Annotated in this window: 20 protein-coding genes; 8 read left to right on the plus strand and 12 right to left on the minus strand. The window is 61.8% G+C overall.

All coding sequences use genetic code 11. The features are described 5' to 3' along the window. Positions 1-4: 4 nt before the first annotated feature. The 5 genes from J3350_RS06950 to rsmD all read right to left on the minus strand — a co-directional run bounded on the left by J3350_RS06950 (position 5) and on the right by rsmD (position 5344). The gene (locus tag J3350_RS06950; RefSeq protein WP_207686146.1) at positions 5-2500 is read right to left on the minus strand and encodes a penicillin-binding protein 2; all 2496 of its coding nucleotides are present in this window, start codon (positions 2498-2500) and stop codon (positions 5-7) included. A gap of 62 nt (positions 2501-2562) precedes the next feature. Continuing rightward, positions 2563-3051 (minus strand): cell division protein FtsL, encoded by a 489-nt coding sequence (locus J3350_RS06955; RefSeq protein WP_097793092.1) that lies wholly within the window; start codon positions 3049-3051, stop codon positions 2563-2565. Between the two features lie 33 nt (positions 3052-3084). Beyond that, the gene (gene rsmH / locus J3350_RS06960; protein ID WP_207686147.1) at positions 3085-4053 is read right to left on the minus strand and encodes a 16S rRNA (cytosine(1402)-N(4))-methyltransferase RsmH; all 969 of its coding nucleotides are present in this window, start codon (positions 4051-4053) and stop codon (positions 3085-3087) included. A gap of 263 nt (positions 4054-4316) precedes the next feature. Next, the gene (locus tag J3350_RS06965; protein ID WP_097793094.1) at positions 4317-4778 is read right to left on the minus strand and encodes an ATPase; all 462 of its coding nucleotides are present in this window, start codon (positions 4776-4778) and stop codon (positions 4317-4319) included. Further along, entirely contained in the window at positions 4775-5344 is a 570-nt protein-coding gene (gene rsmD, locus J3350_RS06970; RefSeq protein WP_097793095.1) for a 16S rRNA (guanine(966)-N(2))-methyltransferase RsmD, read from the minus strand. Before rsmD ends, J3350_RS06965 begins: the two co-directional genes overlap by 4 nt. 161 nt (positions 5345-5505) lie before the next feature. On the opposite strand from rsmD, the gene J3350_RS06975 reads away from it, so the two are divergent. From J3350_RS06975 to J3350_RS06995, 5 genes are all read left to right on the plus strand, one after another. After that, complete coding sequence (locus tag J3350_RS06975) at positions 5506-6126, plus strand: flavodoxin family protein (RefSeq protein ID WP_097793096.1); 621 nt, start codon at positions 5506-5508, stop codon at positions 6124-6126. 179 nt (positions 6127-6305) lie between these two features. Next, positions 6306-8693, plus strand: a complete 2388-nt coding sequence (locus tag J3350_RS06980; protein WP_207686148.1) for a glycoside hydrolase family 2 TIM barrel-domain containing protein — start codon at positions 6306-6308, stop codon at positions 8691-8693. Positions 8694-8832: 139 nt separating this feature from the next. Continuing rightward, positions 8833-9228, plus strand: a complete 396-nt coding sequence (locus tag J3350_RS06985) for a hypothetical protein (RefSeq protein WP_097793098.1) — start codon at positions 8833-8835, stop codon at positions 9226-9228. Positions 9229-9231: 3 nt separating this feature from the next. After that, positions 9232-10074 carry a DUF5685 family protein gene (locus J3350_RS06990; protein ID WP_207686149.1) on the plus strand — a complete coding sequence of 281 codons (843 nt, stop codon included), beginning with the start codon at positions 9232-9234 and terminating at the stop codon, positions 10072-10074. A gap of 101 nt (positions 10075-10175) precedes the next feature. Next, positions 10176-10922, plus strand: a complete 747-nt coding sequence (locus J3350_RS06995; RefSeq protein WP_207686150.1) for a J domain-containing protein — start codon at positions 10176-10178, stop codon at positions 10920-10922. A 76-nt stretch (positions 10923-10998) separates the two neighbouring features. On the opposite strand, the gene J3350_RS07000 is transcribed toward J3350_RS06995, so the two are convergent. Together J3350_RS07000 and cysS are read right to left on the minus strand one after the other, a co-directional pair. Further along, positions 10999-11940: a hypothetical protein gene (locus J3350_RS07000; RefSeq protein ID WP_207686151.1), complete on the minus strand. Its 942-nt coding sequence runs from the start codon at positions 11938-11940 to the stop codon at positions 10999-11001. 194 nt (positions 11941-12134) lie between these two features. After that, complete coding sequence (cysS, locus tag J3350_RS07005; protein ID WP_097793102.1) at positions 12135-13532, minus strand: cysteine--tRNA ligase; 1398 nt, start codon at positions 13530-13532, stop codon at positions 12135-12137. 734 nt (positions 13533-14266) lie between these two features. On the opposite strand from cysS, the gene asnA reads away from it, so the two are divergent. From asnA to J3350_RS07020, 3 genes are all read left to right on the plus strand, one after another. Further along, positions 14267-15280, plus strand: a complete 1014-nt coding sequence (gene asnA, locus J3350_RS07010) for an aspartate--ammonia ligase (protein ID WP_207686152.1) — start codon at positions 14267-14269, stop codon at positions 15278-15280. A gap of 154 nt (positions 15281-15434) precedes the next feature. Next, a complete protein-coding gene (locus tag J3350_RS07015) occupies positions 15435-15992 on the plus strand; it encodes a TetR/AcrR family transcriptional regulator (protein ID WP_207686153.1) in 558 nt (185 codons plus the stop codon). 144 nt (positions 15993-16136) lie between these two features. After that, on the plus strand, positions 16137-16811 hold the full coding sequence (locus tag J3350_RS07020; protein WP_118553490.1) for a hypothetical protein: 675 nt from the start codon (positions 16137-16139) through the stop codon (positions 16809-16811). An 82-nt stretch (positions 16812-16893) separates the two neighbouring features. Here J3350_RS07020 and J3350_RS07025 read toward each other — a convergent pair whose 3' ends face one another. The 5 genes from J3350_RS07025 to recA form a co-directional block, all read right to left on the minus strand. Next, on the minus strand, positions 16894-17547 hold the full coding sequence (locus tag J3350_RS07025; protein WP_207686154.1) for a hypothetical protein: 654 nt from the start codon (positions 17545-17547) through the stop codon (positions 16894-16896). Between the two features lie 16 nt (positions 17548-17563). Beyond that, the gene (pgsA, locus tag J3350_RS07030) at positions 17564-18154 is read right to left on the minus strand and encodes a CDP-diacylglycerol--glycerol-3-phosphate 3-phosphatidyltransferase (RefSeq protein WP_207686155.1); all 591 of its coding nucleotides are present in this window, start codon (positions 18152-18154) and stop codon (positions 17564-17566) included. 20 nt (positions 18155-18174) lie between these two features. Continuing rightward, positions 18175-19500, minus strand: a complete 1326-nt coding sequence (gene rimO, locus J3350_RS07035) for a 30S ribosomal protein S12 methylthiotransferase RimO (protein ID WP_097793108.1) — start codon at positions 19498-19500, stop codon at positions 18175-18177. A gap of 242 nt (positions 19501-19742) precedes the next feature. Continuing rightward, positions 19743-20255, minus strand: a complete 513-nt coding sequence (locus tag J3350_RS07040; protein ID WP_207686156.1) for a regulatory protein RecX — start codon at positions 20253-20255, stop codon at positions 19743-19745. Beyond that, complete coding sequence (recA, locus tag J3350_RS07045) at positions 20256-21437, minus strand: recombinase RecA (RefSeq protein WP_097793110.1); 1182 nt, start codon at positions 21435-21437, stop codon at positions 20256-20258. Positions 21438-21555: the final 118 nt, after the last annotated feature.

Below are 21555 nucleotides of genomic sequence, written 5' to 3' on the forward strand. Positions count from 1 at the left end.
GGGTTTACCCGCAGGTGATGGTCACGAGGGTGCCGCGCTGGACGCTGGCCCCCGCCGCCTCGCTCTGCTCCTGGACCAGGCCGTTCGCATCGCCGGCCACAATGCAGTTGAGCCCGGCTGCTGCCAGCATCTGGCGGGCAAAATCCGCGCTCTTGCCCGTCACATCCGGCACCTCCGTATGCCTGCCTTCATACGTATCGGTATACAGATACACCGTGGTGCCGCAGGGCACCTCCGCGCCTGCGCGCGGGTACTGGTAGGTGACCACCGCGCCCGCCTGGCTGGCGTCGCTCTCGGCCAGCTGGTGCTTGAGGCCCTTGATGTTCAGCGAGACCTGCGCATTGCTCCACTCATTGCCGATGAGGTTGGGCACCTTGACGATGGTGCCGCTGCGGTCGGTGCCGTCGGTGGCGATGCCAAGGTAGGGCGCGATCTCACTGATGATGTTGCCGACGACGGGCGCAGCCAGAATGGACGAGTAGTCCGTTTTGGCGTTGTTGGGGTCGTCGAGCATGACGTAGACGAGGATCTCCGGGTCGTCGGCGGGCAGGACCGCCACAAAGGAAGCGACCTTCTTGTAGTCGCCGTCGCTGCGGCGGTCCATGTTCAGCTGCTCGGACGTGCCGGACTTGCCGCCGATGCGGTAGCCTGCCACGTAGGCGCGGCCGCCGCCGCCCTGGGTGCCGTCCGCCACTTCATATTCCATGATCTGGCGGATGGCCTTGCTGGCGCTCTCGCTGATGACCTGGCGGCGGACATTTGCCCCCACCTCTTCGATGACGTTGCCGTTCTGGTCGGTGATCTTATCCACCACATGAGGGGTGACGAGATAGCCGCCGTTGACGGCAGCGGAGATGGCCGTGCAGACCTGCAGCGGCGTGACCGCCATGGCCTGACCGAAGGCCGACGAGGCCAGCTCGACTTCGCCCAGGCGGCTCTTGCTGTAATACTGCATGAAGTTCGTCTCACTGGGCAGGTCCACGCCGGTGCGCTCGGTGAAGCCGAAGGCGTCAAAGTAATCATAGAACAGGCTGGAACCGATGCGCTGGCCCAGCTGGATGAAGTAGATGTTGCAGCTGTTCCGCAGCGCTTCGGCCAGATTCTGGACGCCGTGGGCCTTTTTGCCGGCGCAGTGATAGGTCTCCTTGGCGACACCGTAGGCACCGGAACAGTTCAGCGTGGTGTTGATGGTCGCCTTGCCGGAGTCCACCCCCATAGCCGCTGTGATGACCTTGAAGACGCTTCCGGGGTAGTACAGCTCGGTGATGGTCTTGTTCTTCCACTGGATGTCGCGGTAATAGCCGGAATAATCGCCCTCCGGGTCCAGCACCTTGTTGCCGTTCGCATCTGTGACATAGCTGCCGTCCTCATTCTTGAGGTAGATGCCATAGAGCTCCGGTTCGGCGTGGACCAGCTCGTTGAGATAGGCCTCGTTGGCGGTGTAATCCAGCGCGTTATTGGGGTCGAAGTCCGGCTTGGAGGCCATGGCCAGGATGGCACCGGTCTTGACGTTCATCACGATGGCCGCGCCGCGGTTCTCGACGTTGTTGGCCGAGATGGCCTCGTTCAGGTAGCGCTCCGCCACCTCCTGGATGTTCACATCCAGCGACAGCACCAGATTGGAGCCGTCCTTGGCAGCGTAGGTGGTGGCGTTTTCGTCCGCGATGGCATTGCCGTAAGCGTTGCGCAGGGTGATGGTGCGGCCATTGACGCCCGCCAGCGTGGATTCGTAGGATTTTTCCAGGCCGTAGGTGCCGTAGCCGTCGGCATCGCAGAAGCCCAGCACCGCCGCCGCAAAGGCTCCGTAGGGGTAATCCCGCTGGAAGCTCTTGGTGGACGAGACAGAGATGCGGCCCTTGCGGATGCCCTTGTCGGCATCGGCCTTTTTGTGAGCCTTGTTATACGCGGTGACGTATTGTTCAATGGACAGCTTGATGGCGTTGTTCACCTTGGTGGCCAGTGTCTGGTAGGCCGAGTCACTCTTGGACAGGGCATCGTACACCGCCTGATACTGGGTCTGGTAGGCCGCCGAGGAGGTATCCACGCTGTCCAGGCTCTCGCCGTCGCCGGAGAGCAGCCGCAGGGTGATCTGGGTGCTGACCTCCTGCAATGCGGCAGGGTCGGCCGTCCTGGTCACCTCGCCGGTGTCGTCGTTCTTGCTGCTGGTGAACAGGGCCGTGCTGTAGCTGGGGTCGGCCCAGATGGTCCAGACCACGCTGGTGGAGGCCAGCGTGATGCCGGACGTGTCGTAGATCTCGCCGCGGGTCGCCTGGATGGTGCTGTCCAGCAGCTGCTGCTGGGCCGCATACTGGCGGAAGGTCGCGCCGTTCTTGATCTGGATGTTGTACAGGCTGTGGATGACGATGCCTGCCGCCGCCACGACGAACACCACCGCCGCGCCAAAGCTGAAATGCCGCAGCCGTGCGCTCAGCCGCTCGTGCGGGTCGGCGCGGCGCAGCCGGTAAAGCCCTTTTTTGTTCTTGGAGGATGGTTCCTGCATGTTGGTTTGACTCCTGAGAAACCGAAAAAGCGTGCGCTGCCGCACGCTTTTCCTGTTTTATTTTAGTTTGCGCGGTTCACGCGGCCCATGACCATCATGGCACCGTCGTGCAGCAGGTCAGTCCACTGCCGCACAGCGGACTCCTTGCGGACGAGGACGCTGCCCTCGTCCAGGCGGATGTAGGTGATCTGGCTCTGGTCGATCTTCATCAGACCGAGACGGGTGGCCGTCTCTTCCACGCTGGTAATGTTAGTGCGGTTGTTCAGTGCACTGTTGTAGTAGGTGTACTGGCTCTGCTCGCTGACGAGTTCCGCCTTGGCATTCTGGATCTTGCTGTTCAGCTCCACCAGCTGGGACTCGCTCCACAGCAAGCTGACGGCAAAGCCCACCAGCAGCGCCGCCGAAAGCAGCTGCAATGCGTGCTGCATGGCAGCGCGCACCGGGTTCAGCCGGGGCTTGCCGCCTTTTTCCACCCGCAGCGGAACGTTCCGCTGCGTCTGGGGTGCTCTTCTGCGGCGCACCTCTGTCATATCATATGCTGCCTGGCCCATGGTACTCTCCTCCTCACTGATACTCCGCGGTGGTTAAATTTTTTCAAGAACGCGGAGATGTGCCGACCGGCTGCGCCGGTTCTCTTCCAGCTCCTGCGTATTTGCTTCGATGGGTTTGCGGGTGATGAGTTTTGCTTTGGCCCTGCCGCCGCAGACGCAGACCGGGAACTCCGGCGGGCAGGTGCAGGCGGTGGCCCAGCGGCGGAACTTGTTCTTCACCAGCCGGTCTTCCAGCGAGTGGAAGGTGATGATGCACAGCCGCCCGCCGGGGGCCAGATGCTCAAAGATGGTGTCCATGCCCTCTTCCAGTGCGTCCAGCTCGTGGTTGACCGCAATGCGCAGCGCCTGGAAGGTGCGGCGGGACGGATTCTTGTTCTTGCGCCGCTCGGCCGCCGGCATGGCGCTGGCCACGATGTCGGCCAGCTGCAATGTCGTCTCGATGGGGGAAGTCTCCCGTGCCTCGACGATCTTGCCCGCGATCTGCCAGGCGAAGGGTTCTTCGCCGTAATCCTTGAGGATGCGGGCCAGCTCCTCCCGGCTCTCGGTGTTCACAAGGTCGGCGGCGGTCTCGCCCTCCTGGCTCATCCGCATGTCCAGCGGAGCGTCTGCCCGGTAGGAAAAGCCTCTGGCGGCGTCGTCCAGCTGGTGGCTGGAAACGCCGAGGTCCAGCAGCGCTCCGTTGATCTTGTCGATGCCCAGCTGTTCCAGAGCTTGTCCCGCATAGCGGAAGTTGATCTGCACCACGGTGGCAGGCAGCCCGGCCAGCCGCGCCCGCGCGGTCTGCACCGCGTCCGGGTCCTGGTCCAATGAGATGAGCCTGCCGCCCTGTTCCGCGTCCAGCCGCAGCGCGATCTGGCGGGAATGCCCCGCACCGCCTGCGGTGCCATCCAGATAGATGCCTGCCGGGTCAATGGCAAGGCCGTCCAGGCACTCGTTCAAAAGCACAGGCACATGCTCAAACGAGGCCGGGTCAAAGGCTTGTCCGATCGTTTCACTGCCCATAGGGCCCAGCCTCCTTTCTGTCGTTTCAAGTTGCGTATCATCCGGCGTTTTCACGCTGTTTTTTCCGTTTTTCGCCGTGTTTTTCTGCCCGCAGGCACACACTGCCCCAAGGCATCTCTCTGATACAGTTTTATTGTAACAAAACCGCCCTGCGAATGCAAGGCTTTTCGGGCTGGTTTTTCTCTCAAAATGTCACAAAAAAAGCCCCTGCAAGCCGTCAATTTTGCTTGCAGGGGCGAATGGGTTTTTCCGACAAACTCCGCTCACTGGGGTTTCCGGGGCGTCTGGCGCAGATTGGCGCGGACGTTCCGGACCTGCGCAGCGTTCTCTGCCATGGTCTCCTCGGTGGTCTTGAGCATATTATCACAGTAGTCGGTCACGGTCTGGCGGACGGTGCGGGCCTCGGTCTGGGCGGCTGAGACGATCTCGGAGGCGCGCTGCTGGGCCGCCTTGACGATCTCCGCCTCGCTGACGAGGATGCGGGCGCGGTCCTCGGCCTTTTTCACGATGGCCTGGGCCTGGGCGTTGGCCGAATCAATGAGCTGGGCGCGGTCGCTGACGATGGACTGCGCCTGCCGCAGCTCCACGGGCAGGTTCTGGCGGATCTCGTCCAGATAATCCCGGATCTGCTCCACGTCCACGATCCGCTTGCCGCCCGAAAGGGGCATCCCGGCGCTCTCTTCCAGCGCGTCCTCAATGGTATCCAAAAGCTCGTTCACGTTCATTCCGCATCTTCCTCTCCGGCAGGCTGCATGGGCTTCGTGTACTTCCACAGCAGCACCTTGCCATACTTATACTGTTTCTTCAGCGTCAGGCTGCCCACCTCGGCAGGCAGCACAAGGCCGGTCTCGCTCTCGCACAGGGCGATGCCGCCGGGCGCCAGCACCTTTTCCACGCTGGGAAGGATCTTTTCCAGCGTACCACCGTGGAACGGCGGGTCCAGCAGAACCAGGTCGAACTGCTCACGGCAGGCGGAAAGATACCGCGCTGCCTCGCCGATGTTGACACGGCTGCGGTCGAACACGCCGCAGGTCTTGCAGTTCTTCATCACGATGTTGACGGCCTCGCGGTTCTCGTCCAGGAACACGCACCGTGCTGCCCCGCGCGAGAGGGCCTCGATGCCGAGCTGGCCGCTGCCTGCGTACAGGTCCAGCACCCGTGCGCCGGGCAGGTCGAACTGAACGATGCTGAACATCGCCTCCTTGACCTGGTCGAGGGTGGGGCGGGTGATATCGGTGCCGGGCAGGGCCTCCAGCCGTCTGCCCCGTGCGTCTCCTGCAATGACTCGCATGTGGTTGCCTCCTTTTGCATTCCGTTTTATGTATCTTTATATTATTGTCAAGACACCGTACTTTGTCAAGGCCCGCGTTGCACTGCGGCCGCAAGTGTGCTAAAATCAGGGCAGAGCGCCCCCTGTTCCGGGGCGCATGGTCAAAAGGAGAGATTCAACGTATGAAAGTCCTGCTCATCAACGGCAGCCCCCACGAAAAAGGCTGCACCTACACCGCTCTGTCCCTCATCGCGGAGGAGCTGAACCGCGCCCACATCGAGACCGAGATCTTCAACGTCGGCACCCGGCCCGTCGGCGGCTGCATCGGCTGCGGCGGCTGCGCCGCAGGCAGCGGCTGTGTCTTTGGCGGCGTGGTCAACGAGGCCATCGAAAAAGCCAGGACCGCCGACGCCTTCGTCTTCGGCAGCCCGGTGCACTATGCCTCGGCCTCCGGCAACATGACCAGCTTTATGGACCGCCTGAGCTACGCAGGCGGCAAGTATCTGGCCTACAAGCCTGCCGCCATCTGCTGTTCGGCCCGCCGCGGCGGCACCACCACCACGCTGGACCAGCTGGTCAAGTACCCGGAGTTCTTCCACATGCCGCTGGTCAACGGCTCCTACTGGGCCATGGTCCACGGCTCCAACCCCGCTCAGGTCCTGCAGGACGAAGAGGGCTGCGCCGTGATGCGGGAACTGGGCCGGAACATGGCCTGGCTGCTCCAGTGCATCGAGGCCGGCAAGGCCGCCGGCATCCGGCACCCGGAGAATCCCCGCCGCCCCATGACGAACTTCATCCGATAAGCAGCCACGCCCGAAAAGCCTGACCGGCACTGCCCGGCCGGGCTTTTCTGCTGCCATCCGCCGCTTTTGTTCCAGAAAAAGTGAGAAATCCCGCAGAAACAGCGCCTGCATCCTTTTTTCGTTCATAACTTTGTGGTAACATGAAGATAAGTATTTTTTACCATGACGGAGAGCAGGCTATGGAACACTACGATTGGAACGACGGCTGGACCTTCACCCCGGTATTCGACCCCGCCATCGTGCGGCCGGAATGTCCGGATCTGCCCCTGACCCCGGTGCGCATCCCGCACACGGTCAGGACGCTGCCCTACAATTACTGCAATGAGAACGATTACCAGCGGCTCTGCGGCTACCGGCGGGAGTTTTTTGCGCCCAAAGAGTGGCAGGGCCGCACGGTCCTGCTGACCTTTGAGGCCGTGGCGCACGACGCCACCGTCTTCTGCAACGGCCGCCGGGTGTTTCATCATGGCTGCGGCTACACGGCCTTTACCGTAGACCTGACCGAATCCCTCCGCCTGGGGGAGCAGAACGTCGTGGCCGTCCGGTGCGACAGCCGGGAAGACCTGAACATCCCGCCCTTCGGCGGGCAGATCGATTTCCTGACCTACGGCGGCATCTACCGCGCCGTCTCGCTGGACGTGAAGGAGCCTGCCTACCTGCGGGACATCTTCATCGAGGCGCAGGCCGAGGGCGATTTCCGCATCTACACCTCCACCGTGGGCGAGACGGTCGGCTGCACCTTGCAGGCCGAGATCCGCAGCCCCGCCGGGAGCCGGGCGCTCTACAGCGGCGAGCTGTCGCTGCCCATCGTGGGCACCCTGAACGGCGTCCACCCATGGAGCATCGGGCACCCCTTCCTGTACACCCTCACCGTGCGGCTCATCCGCCCCGGCACCAGCGGCCTGCCCGATCGGGTGCTGGACGAAAAATCCACCCGGTTCGGCTTCCGGACCCTCCAGTTCGTGGCGGGCGGGCTGTACCTCAACGGCCAGCGGGTGGAGCTGCGCGGCCTGAACCGCCACCAGAGCTACCCCTATCAGGGCTACGCCATGCCGGACAGCATCCAGCAGCTGGATGCCCAGATCCTGAAAAAGCAGCTGGGCTGCAACGCAGTCCGCACCAGCCACTACCCCCAGAGCCAAGCCTTCCTCGACGCCTGCGACGAGCTGGGGCTTCTGGTCTTTGTGGAGATGCCGGGCTGGCAGCACATCGGCGACGAGAGCTGGCAGGCGCAGGCATTGCAGAACTGCCGCGAGATGGTCTGCCAGTGCCGCAACCATCCCAGCGTCTTTCTGTGGGGCGTACGGGTCAACGGCAGCCCCGACGATGAAGCGTTCTACAAGCGCACCAATGAGGCCGTCCGGCGGCTGGACCCTACCCGCCCCACCGGCGGTGCCCACATCCGCCGCAAAGACCAATTGCTGGAAGACGTCTACGCCTACAACGATTTTTCCTACACCGGGCGGGGGGCTGGCTGCGAGAACCGCTCCGCCGTCACGCCCGACCTGCGCAAGGGCTACCTCATCAGCGAGTTCGGGGGCCAGCAGTTCCCGGCCAAGACCTTTGACGACGAACCGCACCGGCTGGCCCAGGCCCTCCACCACGCGGCCGTCCTGAACGATGCCATCGCCCAGCCGGGCGTGGCGGGCAGCTTTGGCTGGTGCATGGCCGATTACAACACCCACCGGGAGTTCGGCAGCGGCGACCGCATCTGCTACCACGGTGTGCTCGACTCGTTCCGGAACCCGAAGCTCTCCGCTGCCGTCTATGCCAGCCAGAAGACGCCCCGCTCCCCCTCCGACATCGTGCTGGAAGTTTCGTCCAGCATGGCGCTGGGCGACCACCCCGGCGGGTTTGCCGGGGCCTGCTGGGTGTTCACCAACGCCGAGAGCGTCCGGCTCTACCGCGGCAACGATTTCATTGCCGAGTTCAGCCCGGACCGCCGGGGCCGGTTCGCGGCGCTGCCCCATCCGCCCATCGAGGTGCAGGATTTCGTCGGCTCCCTGCTCGAAAAGTATGAGGGGCTGGACCCCGTGGTCGCGCCGCAGGTGGCCGCCATCCTCAACGAGATGCGCCGGGACGCGCTGAGCCTTTCGCCCCTGAGCCGGGCGCGGCTGCTCTCGCTGCGGCTGAGCTGGAATGACCTGCTCCGGATGTACTACAAGTACATCGGCGTCCTCGGCTCGCCCTCCAGCGTCTACCGGTTCGAGGCCGTGTGGCATGGGCGCACCGTTCGCACCGTGGTGCGGGAGCCGGTGCAAAGCGTCCGGCTGGAGTGCACGGTCTACAATCCCCTGCTGACGGACGGCCCCACCTGGGACTGCGCTGCCGTCAGCCTGCGGGCCATCGACCAGAACGGCAACTTCCTGCCCTACTGCGGCGAGGCTGTCCAGCTGAGCGTGGAAGGCCCGGTCAGGATCCTCGGCCCCAGCGTCGTGCCGCTGCGGGGCGGCATGGCGGGCACCTACCTTGCCACCACCGGCCGGGCAGGCCGCGCCGTGCTCCACTGCAAAATGGAGGGCGCGCTGGACACCGAAGCCGTGCTCACGGTGCGCAAGCGTTCTTAAATCCCGTCCTTTCATGATAGATTTGCACTCCGTTCAAAGTTTTATCATGTTTGGCTGATATTCTATGGGTGTAAAGAGTTTATGGGACGGCTTCGGCCGTCCCCTTTTGAAGAGTTTGAGGACAAAGGACTGTACGATTATGAGAGAAAAACTTCGCCGCTTTATGATCGGCCGCTACGGCACCGACGGCCTGAACCAGTTCCTGAGCATTGCCTCTCTGGTTCTGCTACTCATCGCCATCGTCAGCCGCATCAGCCTGTTCACCTGGCTGGGTGTGGTGCTGCTGGGCTTCTGCTATTACCGCACCTTCAGCCGCAACATCTCGAAGCGGACCGAAGAGAATTACAAGTTCTACACCCTCAAAGACCGGGTGGACAACAAGTTCCGGGGCCTGAAAGAGCAGTGGGCCAACCGCAAGGTCTACCACTATTACCGCTGCCCCCAGTGCCGCCAGAAGCTCCGTGTGCCCCGCGGGCGCGGCCGCATCCAGATCTCCTGCCCCCGCTGCGGCACCCAGTTCATCAAGAAGAGCTGAGCCATGTTCGGATATGTGATCCCGAATCAGGCTGCGCTTTCGCCGGAAGCGCAGGCGCGGTACCGCTCAGCCTACTGCGGGCTCTGCCGCCGCATCGGTGCGCTGCACGGCCTGCGCGGGCGGCTGACCCTGAGCTATGACCTGACCTTCTTGGATCTGCTGCTCTCCAGCCTGTACGACGGCGAGACCGTGCTGCACACCGGTGCAGACCACTGCCCCATCCACCCCATCCGAAAGGTGGGCTGGCGTTCCAGCGGGCCCACCGATTACTGCGCCGACCTGAGCGTTGCGCTCCACTACTACAACGCGCAGGACAAGTGGAACGATGACCGCAGCCTGCTGGGGCTGGGGTTCGAGGCGCTGCTCGCCGCCCCCACTGCGGCAGCCGCCGAACGCTGGCCACGGCAGTGCAGCGCCATCCGCGCCTGTCTGGATCGGCTGACGCAGTACGAGGCCGAGGGCAGCGAAGATCTGGACGCCGTGTCCGGCTGCTTTGGCGACCTGATGGCGGAATTGTTCGACTACAAGCAGGACCACTGGTCTCCGGAGCTGCGCAGCATCGGCTTCCATCTGGGCAAATACATCTACCTGCTGGATGCCTACGACGACCTCGACCGCGACCTGAAAAAGGGAGCCTACAACCCGCTGCGCAGCCTGCACCAGCTGCCCGGCTACGAAGAAGAGATGCGGGAGATCTTCGAGTTGCTGCTCGCCAACTGTGCCCGCAGCTTTGAGCGCCTGCCCTGCGTGGAGGATGTGGACCTGCTGCGGAACATCCTCTACTCCGGCGTCTGGCTCAAATACAACTGCAAACATGCAAAAAATCCCACCAGAGCCGCCGAATGAGGCGGTTTCTCTTGATTTTTCAGGCATTGTCCTGTACACTTAATTTTGTTCGTGCGGCAGCAAGGCCGCGCAAGTTCGTAGAGACGTGAGGAAGTTGATCCATGAAAGACCCCTATGAGGTGCTGGGCATCCAGCGCGGAGCCAGCGAGGAAGAAATCAAAAAAGCCTATCGTGCCAAGTGCAAGCGCTGGCACCCCGACCTGAACCCCAACGACCCCACGGCCGAAGAGCACTTCAAGGAAGTGCAGGCGGCCTACGACGCCATCACCAAAGGGGAGACCGGCCCCCAGAACGGCGGCTACGGCAACCCCTACGGCCAGCAGCAGAGCTATGGCGGCTTCTACAACAGCGGCTATCAGCAGGGCTACGGCCAGCAGGACGGCGACTGGGACTTCGGGTTCGACCCGTTCGGTTTTGGGTTTGGGTTCGGCGGCTACCAGCAGCAGAGCGGGCCGGGCTTCAGCAGCGCGGACACGCCCGAACTGCAGGCGGCGCGCAACTTCATCGTGAACCGCCGCTACGCCGAGGCCCGCCGTGTGCTGGACGGCATCGCGAACCGCACCGCCCGGTGGTATTATCTCTCGTCGCTGGCGAACCAGGGCCTGGGCAACAGCATCGACGCCCTGCAGGACGCCCGCCGCGCCGCCCAGATGGAGCCGGGCAACACCGAATACCAGGTGCATCTGCGCAATCTGCAAAGCTCCGGCCGCACCTACCGCACCCAGACGACCTATGCCCAGCCGGGCGGCCTGATGCGCTGGTGCTGGAGCATGATCCTGCTGAACCTTCTCTGCAACTGCTGCTGCGGCGGCGGCTGGGGCTGGGGCTGGCGGTTCCGGGGCATCTGATCTCTGCTGATACACTGATACAAAAGACCCCTGCCATGCAACTGCACGGCAGGGGTCTTTTCATCGTCTGATCGTTTTACTGGATGATGATGGTTCGGGTGATCTTCTCGCAGGAGTAGTTGCCGCCCACGGTCGCGGTCTGGACATACTCGCCCGGCTGGGTGGGCAGGGTGTCGAACTTGCTGCCGAACCAGCCGCCCTTTTTATAGGTGTAGCTGATCTTGCCCTCCGGAACGGGCTGGCCGTCCACTTCCAGCACGGCGCTCAGGTCGTAGTTCTGTGCTTCCTCCACGGTCATCGTGGCGGGCACTTCCTGCGCCCAGTAGGTGCGGACGCCTTCCGTCTTCGGCTTGATGCGGAACATGGCTACACCGGCGGTGTTCACGTCGCCGGATTCCAGCGCCACTGCACCGGCCACATAGTTGCCGGACTCGGTCGGCTGTTCATCCACGTAGATGCGGCTGAAGGCGCCATCCGGCAGGAATTTTCGGATGAGTTCCAGCGCCAGCTTCAGGCCGGTGGAAACATCCTTGATGGTGGGCATATAGAACTGCAGCACATCCATCACCGAAACGACCTCGTCGGCCACCCGCAGCAGCACGCTCACGTCGTTGCCGTCAATGAGTTGCTTGATGTAGGCGTAGAGGTTGAACTCCTCCTGCTGATCCGGCGTAGCGGACATCTTGCGCGGCAGCGGGATCAGCTTGAGCAGGGTGCGGATCTTGTCCGAGAGGACCAGCGTCACATAGCCCTTTGCCTCACCCTTGGTGCCGATGACCACGCCGATATACTGGGTGTCGGCGGGTTTGGTCACGACGCTGAGGGTGAACGGCGAACCATAAACCAACTCACCCGAAGTGGTCAGGCGGATGGAAACGATATCATTGCTTTCCTCGACATCTGCACTTTCTGCGGCGGGCAGCAGATCCCCCGCCGACGCTGCAAACGCCGGGGTAACGGCCACGCTCAGCGTCAGAAGGACGGCGAGCAGCAGCGAGATCATCCTTTTGGTCTTCATAGAGCAGACCTCCTGTTTGCATTTCAAAGGTTGCGGTCGTGCGGCGGGAAGCTTCCCGCCGGGCCAAAATTGCTTTGGGCCAACTTTATTTTACCGCATCCTGCCCTTTGGGTCAATAACGGGATTCAAGTAACTCAAAATTTTGATATAAAAACTGCCGCCGTGATTTTTTACGGCGGCAGTTTCTTCGCTCTTTACAGCTTGCTCAGCTGGGGGCCCTGGGCGGTATCCTTGACGGCCCAGCCCATCTCGGTCAGTTGGGCGCGGATGGCATCGGCGGTGGCCCAGTCCTTGGCTTTCTTGGCCGCAGCGCGCTTTTCGACCAGCTCGGTCACTTCGGCGGGCACCTCGTCCTTCCTGCGGTTGTACATCAGGCCCAGCACGTCGGTGATCTCGTCGAACGCCTTGGCGGCAGCTTCAAGCGCTTCTTTGGTGGAAGAAGCGGACAGGGTGTTGATCTCCTTGACCAGATCGAACACCGCAGCCAGCGCATCGGGGGTGTTCAGGTCGTCGTCCATAGCCTTGCAGAACTTGGTGCGGGCCTCGTCGGCCTTGGCCTTCAGACTCTCGTCGGTGCCGAACTCGCTCTTGCTCAGGGCGAAATCGAGGTTCTCGCGGCAGGTGTACAGGCGCTCCAGGCTGTTCTTGCAACTCTCGATGAGGTCTACGGTGTAGTTCAGCGGCATCCGGTAGCCTGCGGTCAACATGAAGTAGCGGATGGGCTCATAGCCGTAGAGGTTGGCCACATCGCGGACGGTGAAGAAGTTGTGCAGGCTCTTGGACATCTTCTGATTGTCCACATTGATGAAGCCGTTGTGCATCCAGTAGCGGGCGAACGCACAGCCGTTGGCGCACTCGCTCTGGGCGATTTCGTTCTCGTGGTGGGGGAAGATGAGGTCCTGCCCGCCGCAGTGCAGGTCGATGGTCTTGCCCAGATGGGTGCGGCTCATGGCGCTGCACTCGATGTGCCAGCCGGGGCGGCCCATGCCGTAGGGGCTTTCCCAGGCAGGCTCGCCGGGCTTGGCGGCCTTCCAGACAGCGAAGTCGGCGGGGTCTTCCTTCAGGTCATCCTCCATCTGGCTGCGCAGCTCGCGGTTGCCGCTCTCCAGATCGTCCAGCTTGAGGTGGCTGAGCTTGCCGTACTCCGGGTCGCTCTTGACGCGGAAGTAGACGTCGCCGTTCTTGGCCACATAGGCGTGGCCGGAGTCGATCAGGTCCTTGACGATGTCCAAAATCTGCTGGATATGCTCGGTGGCGCGGGGCTGGACGGTGGGCTTTTTGCAGTTCAGACCGGCGGCATCCTTGAGGTACTCGGCCTCAAAGCGCTGGGCGACTTCCTTCATGGAGGTGCCCTCTTCCTGGCCCTTCTTGATGAGCTTATCGTCGATGTCGGTGATGTTGGACACATAGATGACCTTGTTGCCGCGGTATTCCAGATAGCGGCGCAGGGTGTCGAACACGATCAGCGGGCGGGCGTTGCCGATGTGGATATAGTTGTAAACGGTCGGGCCGCAGACGTAGATGCGGTACTCGCCGGGCACCTGCGGCACGAACTCTTCCTTCTGGCGGGTCAGGGTGTTGAAAATCTGCATAAAAACCTCTCCTTTTGTGTGGCAGACAGAAGCCGCAAAAACAAAAAAGCCCTCCTCGCTGTACCCTGGTACAGCAACGAAGGCGGTTCTCATTCCAAATCGCGGTTCCACTTCTGTTTGTCGCTCAAAGCCGGTAACGGCGGCCGCCGCACTGCGATACTGTCCTTCCCGCAGTGTGCTCTCCGGGCGCACTTCCCACAGTCCTCTGCAAACAGGCTCCCAGCCAACGGCCCGTTCTCTCTGTGCAGACGCTCCCTGCGCTACTCTGCCCGGATCAACGCATTTGTTCTGATACAGGTTTATTATATCTGTCCGGCCTACGAAAGTCAAGGCGGCAAATCTTGATTTTATCTTGCGGAGCGTCGAATTTTATGGTATTTTAACAAGAAAAAATGACCGCCCAACGTTCCCCAACGCACGGTCATTTTCTCTTTGACGTGTCAGTAAGGAGCTAGCCGTTTTGCCGGACAGCGCCTTTTGCATCTTTATTATAGAGTTTTTTTATGATTTATCAATCATTTTACGGAGGTCCTCCATGTAGCTTTTAACCGAACGGCTTTTTCTCATCCTGCTGCAGCCGGATGGGATGCGCGCCCTGCCCGCCTGAGCGCAGCTTTTTCGGCATTCCCCTTTACATCTCCCTCAACTTGTGCCATAATTTACGATATTAAAGGGAAGCGTCTCCGGCTCCGGCAATTCGGCCGGTCTGGAGCGCAAGAGAGGGGTAAACTGCCATGAGTAAAACGATCATCCCGGCAAACTACACGCCTGCGCTGAATCTGTACGACACCCAGCGCGCCATCGGCACCGTGAAGCGGCTGTTCGCAGACACGCTCTGCGCCACGCTGAACCTCTACCGTGTGTCCGCACCGCTGTTCCTGGAGGCCTCCACCGGCCTGAACGACGACCTGAACGGCGTCGAGCGGAAGGTCACCTTCGACATCAAGGACAGCGGCACCGAAGCGCAGGTGGTGCAGTCGCTGGCCAAGTGGAAGCGCAAAGCCCTGAAGGACTACGGCTTCCGGGTGGGCAAGGGCCTGTACTGCGACATGAACGCCATCCGCCGCGATGAGGAGCTGGACAACCTCCACTCCGTCTACGTGGACCAGTGGGACTGGGAGAAGGTCATCCGTGAAGAGGACCGCAACGAAGCCTATCTGAAAAATGTCGTGCGCTCCATCGTGTCGGCGGTCTGCGCCACCGAGATGAACCTCCACGCCATGTTCCCCCAGCTGCAGGACCTGCCCCTGCACACCCCGAACGTGACCTTTATCACCACCCAGGAACTGGAAGACCTGTACCCTGACCTGACCCCGAAGGAGCGCGAGAACGCCTTCGTCAAGGAGAACGGCACCACCTTCCTGATGAAGATCGGCGCCCCACTGAAGAGCGGCAAGCCCCACGATGGCCGTGCGCCCGACTACGATGACTGGGACCTGAACGGCGACCTGCTGTTCTGGAACGAGCCGCTGCAGTGCAGCTATGAGCTGAGCAGCATGGGCATCCGCGTCAGCCCCGAAAGCATGGACCGGCAGCTGACCATGGCAGGCTGCGACGACCGCCGCGCCCTGCCGTTCCACAAGGCCGTTCTGTCCGGCGAGCTGCCTTACACCATCGGCGGCGGCATCGGCCAGAGCCGCCTGTGCATGCTGCTGCTGGGCAGTGCCCACATCGGCGAGGTCCAGGCCAGCGTCTGGGATCAGGCCACGCACGAAGCCTGCGCCAAGGCCGGCATCCCGCTGCTGTAACGACCAGCGTTCTTTCAAAGGCTGCCCCATGGGTCTTCCCGCGGGGCAGCTTTTTTTGCACCGTGCAAAAATTTCCAAAAACTTTTTTGCTTTTTCCCTTGACAGAACGCTGTGTTCCGTCTATACTGAACGCAGTTCATTTTGAGGTGATCGCATGAATCTTACCGCAACCTCCAAAGAGGATATCTTAAAAGCCAGTCGTGCCCTCATCCAGCAAAATGGATGGGCAGCGGTCAACATCCGCGCCGTGGCTGCGGCCTGTGGTGTGTCGGTGGGCTGCATCTACAACTACTTTGCATCCAAGACCGAGCTGGTGAGCGCCACGGTGGAAAGCATCTGGAACGATATCTTCCACCGCCCGGAGGACGCAGCCGTCTTCCGGGACACGCTGGCCTGTGTCCGCTGGATGTATCGGCAGCTGGAATACGGCTGCGCCCAGTATCCCGGCTTTTTCACCCACCACTCCTTTGGCTTTATGCACCAGGGCACGGCGGATGGAAAACAGCAGATGCAGCAGGCGTGGCAGCACATCCTGCGGCAGCTGTGTTTCGTCCTGCAGCAGGACCCCAACGTCCGGCCGGACGCCTTCAACGACCAGTTCACTGCCGAACGGTTTGCCGGGGTCCTGTTTTCCCAGATGCTTTCCGCGCTGGTGCAGCAGGATTTCGACCCGTCCATGGTGCTGGAGATCGTCCGGCGGGCCATCTATTAAAAAACTTCCCACGGTTTCGTGGGGATTTTTTATCCGTCAAAGTGAACGTTGTTCAATTAAGGAGGTGAGGTTCCGTACTCTCAGGCAGGAACCCGCTGCATTCCCCCATTCCACCCATTTCAGACAACAAAGGAGATTTTTACGATGCGTGCGATCTTTGAAACGCTTTTTGACATTTTTTATCTGCTCACCGTCCTTTCCGTGGGCATCCGCATGATCCGGAACAGCAAAGGCTCCGCCCAGTTCCAGCTGTTTGGCTGGATGGCTGTGGTGCTGGGTGCCGGTGATTCCTTCCATCTGGTGCCCCGCGCACTGGCTCTGTGCACCACCGGCCTTGACAGCTACGCTTTCCAGCTAGGTCTGGGCAAGTGGATCACCTCGGTCACCATGACGGTATTCTATGTGCTGCTGTACTACGTCTGGCGTCAGCGCTACCACATCCAGGGCCAGAAAGCCGTGACCTGGGCCGTCTACGCTCTGTCGGCTGCCCGTGTGATCCTCTGCATGATGCCCCAGAACCAGTGGCTCACCAACCATTCTCCCCTGTCCTGGGGCATCTACCGCAACCTCCCCTTCGCGCTGCTGGGCCTGCTGGTCATCGTGCTGTTCTACCGCAGCGCCAAAGAGCACCACGACACTGCGTTCCGCTGGATGTGGCTCACCATCGTGCTGAGCTTCGGCTTCTATATCCCGGTGGTGCTGTGGGGCGATGTGATCCCGGTCATCGGCCTGCTGATGATCCCCAAGACCTGCGCCTATGTGTGGACTGTCCTCATCGGCTATTCTGCCATGAAAGCAGAATACAAGAAAGCGGACTGATCCGTTCCCCTCTGCTTCACGCAAAAAGGGCCTGTTTTCCGGCGGCAGCTGCCGTCAGAAAACAGGCTCTTTGGGTTGCAGTTTATCGGCGTTTCCGGCTGTTGCCCCCCAGCCACCAGACCAGCACTGCGCAGATCAGGTTCCCGGCCAGGATGCACGCGCACCACAGCACCGTCTGCCGGGGCGTCTGCTCATACACCAGCAAAAAGGGGTAAGGCCCCGTCCACAGACGCTGGTAGTTGGCCCACAGGGCGATGCTTCCGTAGATCGCCGTCGGCACCAGCGCCAGCGGGATGTTCCGGGCCGGGAGCCGCGGCTCCCGTTCCAGAAAGACAAAGGAGACAAAAACGAGGACCGGGTTCAGCAGGTGGTGGTACAGCATGGAGCTTTCCGTCAGCAGGAACACCACACCGCCCTCATCGGGGTAGTAGGGTGCCAGCACGAAGACCACCGTCAGGAAGGTCAGGGTCAGGCAGCAGGCCGCAATGAACTTCAGCCGCTTGACCCAGCGGGGCAGCGCACGGCCGGACAGCAGCGCCCACAGCTGGCAGACTGCCACCAGCAGGCAGACCGCCGCCGAGAAGAGGTTGGAGTTTTCGGTGTAGAAGGTCAGGGCCTGCTCGCCCACCGCTTCCCAGCTCATCCGGATGGCGATGGGCTCCATCCGCACCACGGCCAGGTTCAGCAGGATGGACAACACCCGCCGAATCTTATCCAAAAGCGAATTTTGTTTCATTTTATTCCAGAATGGATCATTTTGCCGTGTTGATGAAGCTGCGGTTGTCCCACAGATACTTGATGCCGGAGATGGCGGTGGCCGCTGCCACCAGCCAGCACAGCCAGTCGGAGATGAGCCAGACGTTCAGATTGCCGAGGACGGTATTGCCATAGGTCAGCGAGATGCCGAAGAAGTAGAAGATGATGGTCAGCATCTGCAGCACCGTCTTCACCTTGCCCCACATATTGGCCGCGATGACCTTGCCGTCCTTCGCACCGGCGGCGACCATCCGCAGGCCGGACACCGCGAACTCGCGGGCCAGGATGATGCAGAGCACCACGGGGCTGCACACGCCGTCCCGCATCATGTAGATGAGGGCCACCGTGGTCAGCAGCTTGTCGGCCAGCGGGTCGGCAAACTTGCCGAAGTCGGTGACCATGTGCCACTTGCGGGCCAGATGGCCGTCCAGATAATCGGTGAAGCTGGCAGCGGCAAAGACGATGCCTGCCACCAGATACCATGTGGCGTTGAAGGTCTCGGTGCCAAACTCGGTCAGCGAGACGAAGATCATGAAGACGGGCACCAGAATGATGCGGCACAGGGTCAGTTTATTGGGCAGATTCATACGTTTTACCCTCCAATTTGTTATTTTTCGACAGTACCATACAGATCGTAAAGGTCGCTGTCGTCCACCAGGATGTCATAGAACGCGCCGGGATACAGCGGCTCTTCGCTGGAAACGCAGACGTTGCCGTCCACTTCGGGGGCATCGGCTGCGGTGCGGCAGAGGTACAGGCCGCTCTCGTCGTCGATGCCGTCGCAGATGACGCGGACGGTCTGGCCCACCTTGGCCGCCTGCTTCTGGGCCATGATGCCGGTCTGGATCTGCATCACCAGCTCGGCGCGCTTCTCCTTGACCTCCTGCTCGATCTGGCCGTCCATGCGGGCGGCCACGGTGTTCTCCTCAGCCGAGTAGGCAAAGCAGCCCAGACGGTCGAACTGCACTTCCTTGACGAAGTTGCACAGGTCTTCGAACTGCTCCTCGGTCTCGCCGGGGAAGCCTGCGATCAGGGTGGTGCGCAGGGTGATGCCGGGGATCTCGCGGCGCAGCTTGCCGATGACGTCCAGCAGCTCCGCGCGGTTGGAGCGGCGGTTCATGTTCTTGAGGATGACATCGTTGCAGTGCTGGATGGGCAGATCGAGGTAAGGCAGGACCTTCTCGTTCCGCTTCATGGCGGCAATGAACGCATCGGTGATCCGCTCCGGGTAGGCGTACATGATGCGGATCCACTCGATGCCCTGGACCTTGTTCAGCTGATCCAGCAGCTCGCAGATGCTGCCGGGCTTGCCCCAGTCCTCACCATAGGCGGTGGGGTCCTGCGCCACGATGATAAGCTCCTTGACGCCCTCACCGGCCAGCCAGCGGGCCTCGGCCACACAGTCGGCCATATCACGGCTGCGCAGCGGGCCGCGGATACCGGGGATGGCGCAGTAGTGGCAGCGGTTGTTGCAGCCTTCGGCGATCTTTAAGTACGCATAGTGGGCGGGGGTGCCGATGACGCGCTTGCCGCCCAGCGGGAAATCCTTCTTCAGGCCGTAGCTTTCGAGGTGGTCCTCGCCGTTGAACAGGCGGGCCACGATGGAGTCAATGGCCTTGTTGGAGGCGCAGCCGACCACGGCGTCCACTTCGGGGATCTCCTCCTCGATCTGGCTGCGGTAGCGCTCGGCCAGGCAGCCAGTGACGATGACCTTCAGATCGGGGTTCTGCTGCTTGTAGGAGCAGGCTTCGAGGATGTTCTCGATGGCCTCGGTCTTGGCGCTCTCGATGAAGCCGCAGGTGTTGACCAGAATGACATCGGCCTCACCCAGCTCGGCCACGGTCTCGTGCCCGGCAGACAGCAGGATGTGGACCATGCCGTCCAGATCGACCTGGTTCTTCGGGCAGCCAAGGGAAATACATGCAATTTTCATAAGGGGATGCTACTCTCTTTCTTCTACAATTGGGTTCTCCTTCATGCAACCTCTCCGTCAATGCTTCGCATTGCCACCTCCCCTTGTAGGGGAGGCCTTGGCAGTCCTCGCAAAGTTTCTGGTTTTGCCAGAGGCTCCCCTACTAGGAAAGACTCCCCCGGCCGGGGGAGGTGGCGTGTAAACGCCAGAAGGGGAATGGCTGTCGAGCGGATGCGAGACTGAGAGGTTGTACAGAGGATCTGTTACTCTTCTTCGATCCGTTTAATCGCTTCCTTAATAACGGCATATGCAAAGCCCCGGCGCATCAGAGCGGCCACCACGAGGTCGCGGCGTCCGGCTTCCAGTTTTTTGCGGTAGCGGCTGGCCACCAGCGCGGCGGCGGCTTCCAGCTCCGGGTCTTCCCCGGTCTCGTCGGCGGCATAGACCGTGTCCAGCGCCTGTTCGATCTGCGGGGCGCTCAAGCCCTTCTGCCGCAGATTCTGTGCAGCAGCGCGGCGGCTTTTTTTCGCCGCCAGCAGGCCATGGGCGCGGGTCTCGGCATAGCGCGCATCGTTGACATACTCCCGCTCCACCATCTCAGCCACCACGGCGGCAGCCGTCTGCCCGGCAAAGCGGCGGTTCAGCCGCTCGTAGAGGCCGCCGGAGGACAGCTCCTGCCCAGCCAGCAGCTCCATCGCGCGGGCACGGGCCTTGGCCGCATCGGTGGATTTTTCCGCCTCGTCCAGCGGGCGGCGGGCTCCACGGTAAAATGCCATTTACTCTTCCACCATGATGTCCAGTTCGCTCTCGCTGCTGCGGACGGGAGCCTTGACCACCGGCTCCTTGGCCGGGGCGGACTCGGCCTTGCTGCCGGCGTCCGGTGCAGCGGCGGCTGCCTTTGCGGTGCGGCGGGTGGCATAGAGCTTGTCGGCATTGGCGCGGATCTGGCCCTCGATGTCGTTGGCCAGCTCCGGGTTGTCCCGCAGGAACTGCTTGGCGTTGTCGCGGCCCTGGCCCAGGCGGATATCGCCATAGTTGAACCATGCACCGCTCTTCTGGACGATGCCCAGCTTGACGCCCAGATCGATGAGCTCGCTCATCTTGGAAATACCCTCGCCGAACATGATGTCGAACTCGGCCTCACGGAACGGAGGGGCCACCTTGTTCTTCACAATCTTGGCACGGGTGTGGTTGCCGATGAACTGGCCGGAGGAGTCCTTCAGGCCCTCCACACGGCGGATGTCGATGCGCACCGAGGAATAATACTTCAGTGCACGGCCGCCAGTGGTGACTTCGGGGTTGCCGTAGACGACGCCGACCTTCTCACGCAGCTGGTTGATGAAGACGCAGACCGTGTTGGTCTTGCCAATGACGCTGGTCAGTTTGCGCATGGCCTGGCTCATCAGGCGGGCCTGCAGGCCGACGTGGCTGTCGCCCATCTCGCCCTCGATCTCGGCGCGGGGGACCATGGCGGCGACCGAGTCCACGACGATGGCGTCGATGGCACCGGAACGGACCAGCGCCTCGCAGATCTCCATGGCCTGCTCACCGGTGTCCGGCTGACTGACCAGCAGGTTGTTGATGTCCACGCCCAGTGCCTCGGCATACACGGGGTCCAGCGCGTGCTCGACGTCGATGAAGGCGACCTCGCCGCCCTGCTTCTGGGCCTCGGCCAGGATGTGCAGGGCCAGCGTGGTCTTACCGCTGGATTCCGGGCCGTACACCTCGACGATGCGGCCACGCGGCACACCGCCCACACCCAGCGCCATATCCAGGCCCAGGCTGCCGGTGGAGATGGCTTCCACCTGCATGGCGGCATTGTCGCCCAGCTTCATGACGGCACCCTTGCCGAACTGCTTTTCGATCTGGGCCAGCGCGGTCGCCAGCGCGTCCTTCTTGGCACCCGGCTCGGTCTTCTGGGTCGCGGTGACGACCGTGTTCTGATTCTTTGCTGCCATAGTGTTCTCCTTTGCTGTCCTCTCCCGGCGCGGCTCGTTCCGCCGCCTGCGCGGGGCATTCCGATTCTTTCTCTAATAGTATATCACAAATCCAGAATATTACAACAGGAAGTTGTTT

Source organism: Faecalibacterium sp. Marseille-Q3530 (genome assembly GCF_017377625.1).
GTDB lineage: Bacteria > Bacillota > Clostridia > Oscillospirales > Ruminococcaceae > Faecalibacterium > Faecalibacterium prausnitzii_E.